We start from the raw sequence: 13,956 nt of genomic DNA, 5'->3' as shown, positions 1-13,956 counted from the left end.
ATTTGAAAATAATCCAACTAACGCTATCTTTTAATCCTTTTAGCGATATTTTTGTATTGATAATAATTATCCCATTATAGTAAAATGAAACTTAAATATTTTTACAATCAGGAGTTAAAGTGAAAGCTAAATACTTAAAAGTTGCAGCCGTTATCTCTTTAGCGGCATGCCCGTATATCTTTGCAACAGAGAGCGTATCTCTTGGCGAGGTTAAAGTAACAGCAAACAAAATAGAGGAAAAACTAAAAGATATCCCACAAAGTATCAGTGTGATTGACGGTATAGAAGTAGAAGAAAAAGGTATAAAAACCATAGAAGACTTGCTAAAAAGCGTGCCTAGTATATCAACCACAACGGGGCTTCACGGAGGAATTTTTACAAGAGGGCTTAACGGCTCGATATTTACTAGAACAAATCCTGTAACGATCTTCATAAACGGCGTAGCGCACGGTAATCAATTTGGAGCATACGTGCCTATCACAAACATAGAGAGAATCGAAATCCTAAAAGGTCCGTCAAGTGCGATCTACGGTAAAGACTCTATCGGCGGCGTTATAAACGTAGTCTTAAAAGATCCTAGCAACGAGTGGTCTGGAAGTGTTGGCGCAGAGTACGGCTCATATAAATATAGAATCGGCACCTTTGAGGCAAACGGCGCACTTGTAGATGACGTGCTATATCTTGGGCTAAATGGCTCAGTATCCAAAGATCAAGGCTGGATCACAGACGAGATAACAGGCAAGAAATCAAACGGCAAAGAGCTTAATAACTTCGGGCTAAATTTGAAATTTATGCCTACAGATAGGCTATCTTTTAAGCTTTTTGCAGATAGATACTACAAGAAATTTAACGGCACGGACGGCATAGTCATCCCTCACGACAAATTTAAAAGCTTCAAAAGAGACGATGTCAAAACAACAAGGCTAGAAAGTGAAACATACTCTCTTGAAAAGTCAAATTCTGTAGCTTTAAACGCCACTTATAATTTTGACACAGTGGATCTAAGCTCGATCACCACATATAAAAAGATAGATCAGTCAAGCAACTACGACTTAGATGCGGGAAGCAAGTATTTTCCGCACAACAACAATCTAATCATGTTTTCTGATATGAGAATTAAAAATTTATCTCAAGAATTTAGGCTCTCAAGCAATGAAGAGCAAAATTTAAGATGGATAGCCGGGCTTTTCTTTGAAAACGAAAAGATAGATATAAGAAAAATGGGCATGCAGTTTATGATGATGGGAACGCCTACGGAAATGGACGCACCTGCAAAGATGAACAGCAAAACAGCTTCAATCTTCGCTCAAGCCATATATCCTATTACCTCAAAGCTTGATCTAACGCTTGGCGGAAGATACCAAAAGATCAAAAAAGATATCAAAGTAGATACCTATATGTATCCTGTCGGCTCAAGTAAAACTGCACCGTTTTACTCGTTTGAAAACGATGCAAGCTGGAACAAATTCCTGCCAAAGATAGCTCTTGAATACGCCTTACAAGATGAACTTAGCATTTACGCGATGTATGCTAAAGGCTATCTAGCGGGAGGATTTAACTCATTTCCTATGGGAGGAACAAAAGATGAGAATAAATTTGAGTCACAAACCAGCGACAACTACGAAATCGGCATAAAAGGGGCCTATGATAGCTTTAGATTTTCAGCGGCTGCCTTTTATATGGATATAAAAGATACCCATATCTACATGATAGATCCTAAAAACCCAGCAAATTTCATAACAGGAAACGCCGATAAGGCAACCTCAATGGGCATTGAGCTAGAAGGTGTAGCAAGAGCTACAAAAGAGCTTGCTATAAACATGGCTGCAAGCTTACTTAGAACAAAATACGGCAATTATATTAGCCCTAACGGCAAAAACAACAAAGGCAACAAAATCGAATACAATCCGGAATATAAATTCTCACTTGGAGCTTCGTATTATGCGCCGTTTGGACTATATGCAAGGATAGACGGTAACCTCATCGGAAAAACATACTTTGATCCTCAAAACTCAGTCGCTAGGGCAAGCTACTTCACGGCTGACGCTAAGATAGGCTATATGAAGAAAAATTTCGACGTATATCTATACGCTAAAAACATAGCCGACAAAGAGTATCCGATGAATGTCTTTGATAGATCTTACGGCGTGCTTGTAGAGTATGATAAGGGCAGAACTTTTGGGCTTGGAGTTAAATATAGCTTTTAAAATTTGGCGTTAAATTTGATGCCAAATTTCTTTAATCTAAGGAATAATCATGATAAATAAAATTTTAGCTACGCTATTTACTCTCGCAATACTAAACGCAGCGTACGCTCATGACTTTTGGGTGTTTGGAGAAAATTCGGATAAATTTAGAGCCGATATAGGCTACGGACACAACTTCCCTCATCAAGAGATGATACCCAAAGATGAGACTAAATCCTTTGCTCCGCTTACAATCATCTCAAAAGACGGAGGCAAAACAGAGCTAATCCAAACAGGCGAAAGCTACCACTACGAAGGAGAAAAGCTTAAAAAAGGAAGTTATATCCTAGCAGGCGAGTATAAAAGCACATTTTGGTCAAAAGACGCAAATGGCAAATGGTATATGGACAAGACAAAAGATCGGATAGCAGATGCCGCTTACTGCATGCAAGCTTCAATGTATGCAAAAGAGGTTGTAAATATTGACGGCGAACAAGATGAGTTTGTAACTAAAACCATAGGGCAAAAGCTGGAGATAGTGCCGCTTGAAAATCCTGTAAATTTTGATATAAATAAGCCTTTTAAAATTCAAATTCTGCTTGAAGGAAAGCCGCTTAAAACGGCTAGAATAGACGGAACATTTGATAAATTTTTAAAAGATAAATTTGCATTTTCGGCAACTACTGATTTAGAAGGTATAACCGAAGTTATGGCTTTAGCACCCGGCAAATGGATACTAAAAGTCATGCACAAAAGAGCCTTTGGTGAGAGTAAAAGATGCGATGAGGAGATACTGATCGCTTCGTTTACTTTCAAGATAAAGTGATATTTGTGTGCAAATTTTAAAAATTCATACGAAACAAAATCAAACGTCCCCTAAATTTAGGGGATATTTTAACTATTAATAAAAGCCGCTTGGTTTTCCCGTTAGATCGATCATGATATTTTTCATCTGAGTATAGTGCTCAAGTATGATTTTATGAGTCTCTCTGCCTATGCCTGAGTTTTTATATCCGCCAAATGGACTTCCGGCAGGGATTTGGTTATAGCAGTTTACCCAGACGCGACCTGTTTCCATCGCGCGTGCGGTTCTTAGCGCTTTTGTGATATCTTTAGTGAAGACCCCGCCGCCAAGGCCATATTCACTATCATTTACCATCTTAATAAGCTCTTTTTCATTCTTAAATTTGATGATAACGCCTACAGGTCCAAATATCTCCTCTTGAGCCACCCTCATATCGTTTGTTACGTTTACAAGAAGAGTAGGCTTCACGAATGACTTGCCCGCACTTGCAAGCTCTCCGCCGACCGCTACTTTTGCGCCTTCTTTTTTGCCGATTTCTATGTATTCTAGTATTTTTTTGGCTTGCTTTTCATTTATCTGAGAGCCCATTTGAGTCTTTTTATCAAGAGGATCTCCGACTTTTATCTTTTTAAATTTCTCAACAGCTGCGGCTACAAATTTATCGTATATACTCTCTTCGACAAAAATTCTACTTCCGGCACAGCATACTTGACCTTGGTTAAATAAAATTCCTATCTGAATTCCATCAATTGCTAAATCAAAATCAGCGTCGGCGTAGATGATGTTTGCCGACTTTCCGCCAAGCTCAAGTGTCGCAGGTATGATCTTCTCTGCTGCGGCGATAGCGATATCTCTACCTATCTCGGTTGAGCCGGTAAATGCTAACTTATCTAGACCGTTATGCTTTGTTATATATTCTCCCGCCTTACTGCCTTTTCCTGTGATTACGTTTACCACGCCTTTTGGCAAGACATCCTTAATCAGCCTCATAAGCTCAAGCACGCTAAGACTAGTTTCTGAAGATGGCTTAAACACGCTGGTATCGCCAGCTGCGATAACGGGAGCCAGCTTCCATGCCGCCATCAAAAACGGAAAATTCCAAGGGACTATCTGACCCACAACTCCGATAGGCTCCCGCAAGATCACGGAAAGCTGCTTTTCGTTAAGGACATTTGCACTTCCCTCTTCAGCTTGTATAACGCCGGCAAAATACCTAAAATGCTCTGCTGCGTAAGGGATATCTACGTTCATAGTCTCGCGAATCGGCTTACCGTTTTCCATAGTTTCAACAGTCGCCAAAAACTCTTTGTTTTCATCTATAATATCTGCGATTTTTAAAAGAATTTTTGAGCGCTCCGCTACGGTTGAGCGCCTAAACGTCTCAAACGCCTTTCTTGCAGCCTTTACCGCAGCATCGACATCTTTTTTAGCTGCATCGGCTATTGAGGCTAATTTCTTGCCTGTTGCGGGATTAAAAGTATCCAGAGTTGCACCGTCGCTAGCAGGCACAAATTCGCCATTTATAAACAGCTGATATTTATCTTGCAGTTTAACCATAACACAATCTCCTTTAGTAGAATTTAACAAGAAAATTATATTACTCAAACTTAAATACTCGGATAACTGGATAATATTTATTAATAAATTTTTATATAAAAATATCAATTTTACTTCCAATATTTTTATATAAAAAGTTACTAATGGATAAGAATTAGCTTAAAAGACTTATTGTAAACAACAAATACAAAAATATTTTTTGACGATTTGGAAATTTAAAAGATGAGTAAATTATAAGATGGTGGGTTCACCAGAAGCCGAACCATATCGTTTTAAGTCAATATAGATAAGGGTTTAAGGTAAGTAACCAAAGGGCTAGTCACCTAATTAGTCACCTAATAAAATTAGGTGAAAGTATGGTAAAAGGAAGTTAAAAGTATGTAAAAAACGGTTATGTGCATTTTTACTAAAAAAGAGAATACATTTTTAAACGAAGCAATAGCCTAAAAAATAGCACTACTTAAATTTACTTATGCTATAATTGTATACAAATAAATACAAAGGAAATACAAATGACTACACTTATACAGTTTAGAGTTGATAAAGAGCTAAAAACCGAAGCCGAGAATTTATTTAAGGATATGGGACTTGATCTAAGTACCGCTTTAAAATTGTTTTTAAAGCAGTCTATTAATAAGCGTAAAATTCCATTCCCTATCACTACCGCAAATGATGAATTTTATAGCGATAGTAATACGGAGTATCTAAAAAATATATTAGATAACATAGACAATAAAAAAGTAAAGATGATAAGAAAAAGTATAGATGAGCTTGAGGCATTAGACAATGCTTAATATAGAGTTTTATCCCGATGCTTGGAGTGATTATTTAGAGCTAATCAAAGATAAGAAAATATTGGCAAAAATCAATACTCTTATTAAGGATATAGCCAGAAATGAAAACGATAGTAATCTTGGTAAACCGGAAACTCTAAAAGGTGCCTTGGCAGGTTGCTACTCTCGCAGGATAGATATTAAAAATCGAATAGTTTATAGAATAAGAGATAATAGCGTACAAATTTTACAGGTCGGGACGCATTATAAGCAGAAATAATCAAAGATTGACAAATTCCGAATGGATGAATAAACAAAAATATAGTCTTTTTTTTACAATTCTAATATACTAAAAACTATCTAAGCAGGTATAAAGCCGGTAGCTTAGAGTTGTAAAGAAACATATTTTCTTTAACGCAAGTCCAAAAGAGCTTGGCATATGCAAGATATTTTATAGTTTTTTAAATCCAAAATTTATTATGCCTTGAAATTTCAATTGGCAGTACTTCAAATTTTTCTTTAAAAATTTTACTAAAATGCGCCAAAGATCTGTATCCGACAATGCTAGCCGCCTCTTTTACGCTTACATCATTTCTTAACAAAAGCTCCTTGGCACTTTTAAGCCTTTCCTCTTGTAGCATCCCATAGATAGTTATGCCAAAATACTGTTTAAAGCCTCTTTTTAGCTTAAATTCATTTATAGCACAAATTTTGGCAAATTCTTTGATGGATGGCGGATTTGACATATTTTTGAGCAAAATTTCTTTAGCCTTTTTTATAGCGGCTATATCACGGTCGCATAAATTTAGTCCTTTACAGCAATCACAATTATCAGAAGTTGAGAAACTTTTATATATCATCTCTAAAATTTTAGACTCAATAAAAATTTCCCTCATTTTATCTCTATATATATGAGAATTTTCTAAATCCTTGAGAATAAGTTTTTGTGCTAAATTCGTAGAGCTTGCTTTAATGCTTATAGTTTCGGATTTTTCTATTTCGTTAAATATTGGAAAATCTTTTATTAAATTATTATCCATAAAAATGCACTGGCTTTTAAAGCGTTTTTTACGCTCATAAACAACCCTGCCCCTAAAAGGCTCTTTTATAACTCCTATCCAAGCATCATTTGGTCTAAATATACCATCATTGGCACTTTGACTGTTCATACAAACCGAACTATTTCCTGTATTAAAATACATAAAAGAGTATTTGCCTATATCAGCGGAATTAAATACCTTATCATCATCAAAATACATGTCAAATATTCCATAACCAAAACCGTTTGAGTTATTAAATATCTGAGTATTTAAAACCATATCATTGGTTTTTATACTTAACTCCTTTAAGCATCTCTCGTTATTACCCCATGTTTCGTTAAAAAATCTCTCAAGTTCGGGGAAGCTACTCATAAAATCCCTCCATCGTTAAATTTAATCCCTCTGCCATTAATAAAGTAATAGTAATAATTATCAAATTATAGTAGTATTAAGCTTGAATAAATTTTAAGGAGTGTTACATGAGTTCAGGTTATATAAAATTTATAGGCATTATCTCTGTTATGGCAAGTACTTGTTTATTTGCAACCGATAATATTTCGCTAAAAGAAGTAACGGTATCGGCAAATAAAATGGAAGAGAATATCAAAGATATCCCTCAAAGCGTAAGTGTCATAGATGAAAACGAGATAGAAGAAAAACGCATTAAAGATACCGATGGTATAATGCGTCAGATTCCAAACCTAAGTGCCGAGCATTTTATATATAAAACAAGAGTAAATTTTCGCGGTATAAATCACTCCGATTTTACCAATTCAAACCCTATTACCGTATATATAGACGGTATCGCCAGCAGTAACAACATGGGCAATTATAACTCTATTTTAAATAATGTCGAAAGAGTTGAAATTTTACGCGGTCCTCAAAGCACAATTTATGGCAAAGACTCGATCGGAGGCGTTGTAAACGTAGTATCAAAACAGCCTAAGAACGAGTGGAGCGGTGCCGTGGGAAGCGAATACGGTTCATATAACTATATGATGGGAAATTTTAACGCAAACGGTGCCTTAATAAATGATATTTTGTTTTTAAATGTCGGAGGATACGCTTCAAAAGATGACGGCTGGATAAAAAACGAATATAACGGCGATAAAAAAGCAAACAAAACAAACGATCATAAATTTGACGCAACCGTTACGGTTAAGCCTACCGACAGGCTGACTGCAAGATTAACCTTGGTTGAAGAAAGAAGCAAAGAGTATTTTTATAGGGGCGGCACAGGTCTATTTGGCACTATAAATTTAAAAGATGCCAAAAGAGCAAATTTTGAAGTGCCTACCGATAGTTTAGTTAAGACATTTTCTCAGGCGCTTGGAGTTGATTATGAGTTTGATAGAGTTAAATTTTCGTCCGTTACCACTCATAAGAAATCAAAGGCAAGCGGAATTTACGATAGCGACTTTACTTATGCACCGTCGCTTCCTTCTAACGGCTTAATCCAATTTCAAGATGTGCATTTAGACACTTTATCGCAAGAATTTAGACTAAACAGTATAAATACAGATAAATTTAAGTGGGTAAGCGGTCTTTATTTTGAGCGAGAAAAGACTCAAAATAAAAGAATGGGACAGCAGTTTAATCAAGGCGGAATGAAGATGGAGATGGATGCTCCCGCAACCATCAAAGCAGATACCGCTGCTGTATTCGGACAGGGAAGCTATGAGTTAACCGATAGTTTTTTACTAACTCTTGGAGGAAGATTTCAAAAGATCAAAAAAGATATAGATATGGCAGCTTTCATGACACCTCTTGGCATGTCTAAAGGAGCTCCTATCAATACCTTAAAAGACGGCAAGTCATGGAATAAATTCCTTCCAAAGGCGGGATTGACATATAAGATAAACGATGATTTAAGCGCTTTTGTTTCATACTCTCAAGGCTATTTGGCCGGCGGACACAACTACTATGCATTCATAAAAGAGCAAGCCTTTGATGCACAAAAGAGCTACAACTATGAGATAGGTCTTCGCGGAAATGCTTTTGACAATCGCCTTAGATTCAGTCTTTCCGCATTCCATATGGATATAAAAGACATACATCTATACTCAATCCTACCGGGAGGAATATTTATTACAAGCAACGGAGGTAAAGCAAAAAGCGATGGAATAGAGCTTGAAGCTCTTTATAGAGTTAGTAGCGAGCTTGATATAAGCGGAGCGTTTGGTATAAATAAAACTAAATACAAAGAAAATATCCAGTATCCAAACGCAGTTAATAAAAGGATAGAGAATACTCCAAACTACACTTTTAACCTAGGTGTTGCTTACACTCATCCAAGTGGAATTTATACAAGGCTTGATCTAAGAGGTAATGGTGATAAGTATTTTGATGCGGAAAATAAATTTAAACAAAAATCTTGGATGACGGCGGACATTCGAGCCGGCTATAGGTTCAAGGCATTTGACATCTACGGATACATAACAAATATCACAAACAATTCTCATGTGGTAACATTTATGCATCACGGAGGAATATCGGGTATGAATCACTTCGGTGATCCAAGAAGATTTGGCATGGGCGTAAGATACTCTTTTTAGGATTTAAACTCTCAAATTTAGGCTTAAAAACTTAAGCCTAAATTTTAACTTTGTATAACCAAAATCAAGGAATTTGTCATGAAAGAGAAGCAAGGAATTTTAACTAGGATTATGAATCCGGTTATAAAAGATATAAGGCTTGCAATGATACTTGCAGGCATCGCTTCGATTTGTTACGTGCTAGCTTTTAGCACCTTTGCTTTTGTAGTATCGTCTCTTGCCAAAGGCGAAGTAAATTACACTCTGATGTATATTGGAGCAGGCTTTATAATAGCAGAATATCTTTTCCGCTCAAACGCTTTTAAGACTTCTCACGTAGCCGCTTTTAGACTGGAACAAATTTTACGAACCAGACTTTCTGAGCATATAGCCGCAATTCCTTTTGGTGAAGTTATAACCAAAGGAAGCGGAAGGCTTAAAAAAAATATGCTGGACGATGTAAAAAACTTGCACTCGTTTGTAGCCGATACTACTCCTATGCTGGCAAGAGTAGCTATTACTCCCGTAGCGTGCTTAATCGCGCTTGGATTTTTTGATTTGAGGCTTTTATCGCTTAGTCTGGCTTTAGTTTTTGCAAGTGCGGCATTTATGAGTCTAGCGTTTAAAGATAATGAAAAATACAGAAGAGAGTATGACGACAATCAAGCTCTTATAAACGCTTCCATAATAGAATTTGTTCAAGCTATGCCCGTAGTTCGAACATTTAGTGATGGAGCTAGCTCTTTTAAGCGCTACAACGATGCTCTCAATGCATACTGCAAGAGTCTTAAAGAGTGGATAGCACTTACTACCACAGCCTCAAGAGTTGCTATAATGCTAGCCAGTCCTATTATAACTATTGTTGTAGTAGGCGTTGCCGGTAGTTATTTTTATATAAACGGCAGCTTGGAATTTGGTAAATTTATCGGAGTATTGATACTTGCGGCAGGCATTATAGAGTCTATGATGCCGCTTATGTGGGTAAATAATTTTGTTCAACAATCAAGAGCCGCAGCAAGCGGAATTTTAGAAATTTTAGACATAAAACCTCTTAAAATTTCAGATTCTTTCAAAGAGCCGGAGGATAGCTCGGTAGAATTTAAAAATGTAAGTTTTAAATACGAAACAAGAGAGGAATTCGCTCTTAAGGATGTTAGTTTTAAGGTTGATGCAGGAAGCGTAACGGCACTCGTTGGTCCAAGCGGTGCGGGCAAGAGCACGGCGGCACAGCTTATCCCTCGTTTTTGGGATGTTTGTAATGGTGAAATTTTAATAGGCGGAGTTGATGTAAGGCAAATTGAGCCTATGAAGCTTATGAATTTTGTCTCTTTTGTATTTCAAGATACGTTTTTATTTAACGACACCATCTATGAAAATATATCAATGGCAAAGCCGAGCGCTACAAAAGATGAGGTGATAAATGCAGCTAAAGCGGCGCAAATCGATGAGTTTATAGATGCTTTGCCAAATGGATACGATACCCTGTGCGGCGATAGGGGTACGAATTTAAGCGGAGGGCAAAAGCAACGCATAACCATAGCTCGGGCAATATTAAGAGACGCTCCCATAATAGTGCTTGATGAAGCTACGGCATTTGCAGATCCCGAAAATGAAGAAAAGATCATAAAGGCCATTTCAAATCTCATAGTAGGCAAAACCGTAATTATAATAGCTCACCGCCTATCAACTATCAAAAAATCCGACCAAATAGTAGTCTTTGATAAAGGGAAAGTCGCAGAAAAAGGGCTTCACGAAGAGCTTTTATCAAATAATAGTTTATATGCCAAGCTCTGGGATAGTTATACGCAAACTCAAATTTGGAACATATATAAAAGGGCAAATCATGAGCAATAATGTAAAATTCGCCTCTATCAAAGAGCTTTATAATATGTTTTTAGAGATTGCAGGCTCGTATCAAAAAGAGTATAAAAATAGTCTTTACTCCGGCGTAATAGCAATAGCAACTCAAGCCGTTTTGCTTTGTTTATTTTACCCTCTGCTTGTTTTTGCTTATCATGGAGATAAAAGCTCTTTAAATTTCGTTGCTTTATCCATGGTAGCGCTACTTATAGTGTTTATGATAGCCAAATTTAAAAGCTCTTATTACGATCATGCCGGCACCTTTGTGGATGTAGGATACGATCTTCGCTTAAAGCTTGGCAAGAAGCTAACCTCAGTACCTCTTGAAAGCCTAGCTAAATATAAAACCGGCGAACTAAATGCGGTATTTGCAAGCAATGTTGATTCTGCCGTAATGTTTATGAACATGATACCTCTTATGTTTTTAGAGCCGATTTTAATCTGCTCTTTTGTCATCATCGCTACTATTTTTGCAAATTTCAAGATCGCCCTTATACTTATTTTTATACTGCCGCTTGTTATACCGCTTTATAAGCTAAAACGTAAGATGGCGGTAGAGGATAAAAAGATATTCACGGATGCAAATGCAACTCTTGAATCAAGCATAATAGAATATATCCAAGGTATAGGAGTGCTTCGCTCGGTAAATTTGATCGGCAAAAATTCACAAAAGCTACAAAAAGAGATAGCAAACGTAAGACAAATTCAGCTTAATGAAATGAAAGGCTCAAATTTACCAACTTTGCTAACGGGAAGCTTGATTATATTTACTACTTTGATAGCGGTTTTTACGGGAGTTTATCTAAATATAAATAGTGAAATTTCACTTGGTCTATTTGCGGCATTGCTTGTCATACTTCCAAGACTAAATGAGCCGTTTTCTATCCTTTTAATAGTAGCTAGTGTATTTGATCTTAGTGAAAACGGCTTTAGGCGAACGAAAGAAATTTTAAACATGAAAGAGCTTGAATTTTATCCGCCCATAGCGATACCCGATAAATTTGATATCGAATTTAATAAAGTTGATTTTGCCTATTTTGGTGCCGATAAAAATTCTCTCAATAATGTCAGCTTTAAAATTCCCGCTAAAAGCATGACCGCTATAGTAGGAGCCTCCGGAAGCGGTAAAACAACAGCGATAAAGATGCTTATGCGATATTCAGATGCACAAAAAGGCGAGATAAAGATAGGCGGAACGGATATAAGACATATAAAACAAGAAGAGCTTATGAAGTGTCTATCCGTAGTCTTTCAGGATGTCTATTTATTTGACGATACGGTGCTAAATAATATCCGTATGGGTAGAGCAAATGCAAGCGACGAAGAAGTAAGAAATGCAGCCAAAACCGCACTTTGCGATGAATTTATCACAAGGCTTCCGGACGGCTATGAAACTAGAGTCGGCGACATAGGAGGGAATCTTTCAGGCGGAGAAAAGCAACGTATCAGCATAGCCAGAGCGATACTAAAAGACGCTCCTATAGTTATTTTAGACGAGCCTACGGCGGCTCTTGATACTGCAAGCGAGCTTGCGGTGCAAAAGGCGATTGATACTTTAGTAAAGGATAAAACCGTCATAGTAATAGCTCATAGGCTATCTACCATCGTAGGAGCGGATCAAATTTTAGTATTTGACAATGCAAATTTGGTCGAAAAAGGATCTCACGAAGAGCTATTAAGCTACAAGGGCAGATACTACAATATGTGGCAAGCTCAGCAGAATGTAAAAATTTGGCATGCTAAAAATAAAGATGCGTAATAAAAATTTAATAAATTGCACTTTGGCCAAGGTATGCTTAATAAATTGCCAATACGACCTTATCTTGCGCATAAAATTTAAGCTATCTATAAGGCAGGGCTTTGAATTTGCCTATTAAAATTTTAAATTTCAAAGCCCGAATCGCTTTCTTAATAGTCTGCTTGAATATGGCTCAATACATAAGCATTGGTTTTTTCTCCGAAAGCTTGGCGGCTATACTTAGACAAGACGGACTTAGCTTAGAAAAGATAGGCGCAGTATATTTTATAGGTTTATTTTACGGGTTTAGATTTTTGTGGGCTCCGTTTGTAGAATTTGCAGTTGCAAAAATGGGCGGAGTTTATAAAAATTTTATTACGGTTGTCTTAATGCTAATGATAGTATCTCTTGGGATAACTGCATTTTTAAACGTGAGAGAAAATTTGAGCTTTATTCTTGCTATGGCGGGTATGCTTGGCTTTTTGTCCGCCACTTCGGCTATAGCTTCAAGTGCTTTAATTATTAAAATTTCAACTCCTCAAAATTTAGCAGGCGCAAATTCGCTAGCCGCTAGCGGAAATTTCATAGGTCATGTTTTAGGAACAGGCGTTACGCTGATCATATATTCAAATTTTGGCTGGAAAGCTTCAACTATATTTTTGATATTTCTTACCATTGTTGCTCTTTTTATGATTGCAACTTTTAAAGAGCGACCAAGAGAACTTGAAAGAGGGCAAAATAGAGTTAGCTTTAAAAGTATGGCGTTGTTTTTCAAAGATAAGAAATTTTGGCTAAGTGTGCTGATGATACAAGGCATCGGAGTGTGCATGTCTTTTGGACTAATCAATCCTATACTTGTCGATAGCGGACGAGGTCTTGACGAGATAGGCAAAGTAGTGCACATATACGGGCTTTGCGGTGTTATCATAGGTAGCATTACGGCAAGCTATCTTATAAACAAATTAGGCAATATTAAGACTATGATTTTGGCTATGCCTATTCAAGCTTTTGGGATTTTAACACTACTTTTGCCGATTTTAGGATATGCGAATTTAATAATATTAATCCTTGTGTGTCAAATTTGCTTTGCCGTATATACTATAGGCGCCGTAAGCATCTCAACTATGATAATGAGCAAAGCCACAAAATCTCCGGTAAGCGAGTGCGCCTTGCAAAGTAGCATAAGTATGTTATTTCAGTATTTGTCGTTTGCCCTTGGCTTTGTTATCGCTTCTTTAGTTGGCTACAAAATAACTGTTATTTTTTCGTTTGTTATCTGCTTTATTGTTTGTTTATATCTTTTAAAATTTAAGAAATTGATGTAAATATTACTTGATTTTAATTTAACCCAAACACAAACATCCTGCAAGAATTTCTAAAGGCGGAAATCAGTCCAAAAATCCTACCTCTAAGACTCCATCTGTTTTTATACATATCCATCATTGTGCCTGTTTTTAGATGTT

At 36.8% G+C, this 13,956-nt stretch carries 10 protein-coding genes; 8 read left to right on the top strand and 2 right to left on the bottom strand.

Annotated features, from left to right (window positions below):
* The first annotated feature begins 119 nt into the window (after nucleotides 1-119).
* Complete coding sequence (locus ACHJH3_RS04865; RefSeq protein WP_407063822.1) at nucleotides 120-2,207, top strand: TonB-dependent receptor; 2,088 nt, start codon at nucleotides 120-122, stop codon at nucleotides 2,205-2,207.
* Between the two features lie 49 nt (nucleotides 2,208-2,256).
* Complete coding sequence (locus tag ACHJH3_RS04860; RefSeq protein ID WP_407063821.1) at nucleotides 2,257-3,012, top strand: DUF4198 domain-containing protein; 756 nt, start codon at nucleotides 2,257-2,259, stop codon at nucleotides 3,010-3,012.
* A gap of 75 nt (nucleotides 3,013-3,087) precedes the next feature.
* Here ACHJH3_RS04860 and ACHJH3_RS04855 read toward each other — a convergent pair whose 3' ends face one another.
* Complete coding sequence (locus ACHJH3_RS04855) at nucleotides 3,088-4,548, bottom strand: aldehyde dehydrogenase family protein (protein ID WP_407063820.1); 1,461 nt, start codon at nucleotides 4,546-4,548, stop codon at nucleotides 3,088-3,090.
* Between the two features lie 512 nt (nucleotides 4,549-5,060).
* On the opposite strand from ACHJH3_RS04855, the gene ACHJH3_RS04850 reads away from it, so the two are divergent.
* Together ACHJH3_RS04850 and ACHJH3_RS04845 are read left to right on the top strand one after the other, a co-directional pair.
* Nucleotides 5,061-5,342 carry a type II toxin-antitoxin system RelB/DinJ family antitoxin gene (locus tag ACHJH3_RS04850; RefSeq protein WP_172202112.1) on the top strand — a complete coding sequence of 94 codons (282 nt, stop codon included), beginning with the start codon at nucleotides 5,061-5,063 and terminating at the stop codon, nucleotides 5,340-5,342.
* Nucleotides 5,335-5,601 carry a Txe/YoeB family addiction module toxin gene (locus tag ACHJH3_RS04845; RefSeq protein ID WP_407063819.1) on the top strand — a complete coding sequence of 89 codons (267 nt, stop codon included), beginning with the start codon at nucleotides 5,335-5,337 and terminating at the stop codon, nucleotides 5,599-5,601. The genes ACHJH3_RS04850 and ACHJH3_RS04845 overlap by 8 nt, the downstream gene beginning before the upstream one ends.
* Before the next feature lie 181 nt (nucleotides 5,602-5,782).
* Here ACHJH3_RS04845 and ACHJH3_RS04840 read toward each other — a convergent pair whose 3' ends face one another.
* On the bottom strand, nucleotides 5,783-6,733 hold the full coding sequence (locus ACHJH3_RS04840; RefSeq protein ID WP_407063818.1) for a helix-turn-helix transcriptional regulator: 951 nt from the start codon (nucleotides 6,731-6,733) through the stop codon (nucleotides 5,783-5,785).
* Between the two features lie 107 nt (nucleotides 6,734-6,840).
* Here ACHJH3_RS04840 and ACHJH3_RS04835 point away from each other — a divergent pair, with 107 nt between their 5' ends.
* The 4 genes from ACHJH3_RS04835 (at nucleotide 6,841) to ACHJH3_RS04820 (ending at nucleotide 13,818) form a co-directional block, all read left to right on the top strand.
* Nucleotides 6,841-8,916, top strand: coding sequence for a TonB-dependent receptor (locus ACHJH3_RS04835; RefSeq protein ID WP_407063817.1), 2,076 nt, complete (start codon nucleotides 6,841-6,843; stop codon nucleotides 8,914-8,916).
* Nucleotides 8,917-8,994: 78 nt separating this feature from the next.
* Complete coding sequence (locus tag ACHJH3_RS04830; RefSeq protein ID WP_407063816.1) at nucleotides 8,995-10,749, top strand: ABC transporter ATP-binding protein; 1,755 nt, start codon at nucleotides 8,995-8,997, stop codon at nucleotides 10,747-10,749.
* Entirely contained in the window at nucleotides 10,739-12,514 is a 1,776-nt protein-coding gene (locus tag ACHJH3_RS04825) for an ABC transporter ATP-binding protein (protein ID WP_407063815.1), read from the top strand. The genes ACHJH3_RS04830 and ACHJH3_RS04825 overlap by 11 nt, the downstream gene beginning before the upstream one ends.
* A gap of 101 nt (nucleotides 12,515-12,615) precedes the next feature.
* Nucleotides 12,616-13,818: an MFS transporter gene (locus ACHJH3_RS04820; protein WP_407063814.1), complete on the top strand. Its 1,203-nt coding sequence runs from the start codon at nucleotides 12,616-12,618 to the stop codon at nucleotides 13,816-13,818.
* Nucleotides 13,819-13,956 lie beyond the last annotated feature (138 nt).

It is taken from the genome of Campylobacter canis (assembly GCF_045504005.1).
GTDB lineage: Bacteria > Campylobacterota > Campylobacteria > Campylobacterales > Campylobacteraceae > Campylobacter_A > Campylobacter_A canis.
Note: the sequence above shows the minus strand (reverse complement) of the source record. Positions and strands in the feature narration are given on the sequence as shown.

Bases quoted from the DNA above. Each gene is read 5' to 3' on its own strand.
- ACHJH3_RS04860 (WP_407063821.1), top strand. From the start codon at position 2,257: ATGATAAATAAAATTTTAGCTACGCTATTTACTCTCGCAATACTAAAC.
- ACHJH3_RS04855 (WP_407063820.1), bottom strand. From the start codon at position 4,548: ATGGTTAAACTGCAAGATAAATATCAGCTGTTTATAAATGGCGAATTT.
- ACHJH3_RS04850 (WP_172202112.1), top strand. From the start codon at position 5,061: ATGACTACACTTATACAGTTTAGAGTTGATAAAGAGCTAAAAACCGAA.
- ACHJH3_RS04845 (WP_407063819.1), top strand. From the start codon at position 5,335: ATGCTTAATATAGAGTTTTATCCCGATGCTTGGAGTGATTATTTAGAG.
- ACHJH3_RS04840 (WP_407063818.1), bottom strand. From the start codon at position 6,733: ATGAGTAGCTTCCCCGAACTTGAGAGATTTTTTAACGAAACATGGGGT.
- ACHJH3_RS04835 (WP_407063817.1), top strand. From the start codon at position 6,841: ATGAGTTCAGGTTATATAAAATTTATAGGCATTATCTCTGTTATGGCA.
- ACHJH3_RS04830 (WP_407063816.1), top strand. From the start codon at position 8,995: ATGAAAGAGAAGCAAGGAATTTTAACTAGGATTATGAATCCGGTTATA.
- ACHJH3_RS04825 (WP_407063815.1), top strand. From the start codon at position 10,739: ATGAGCAATAATGTAAAATTCGCCTCTATCAAAGAGCTTTATAATATG.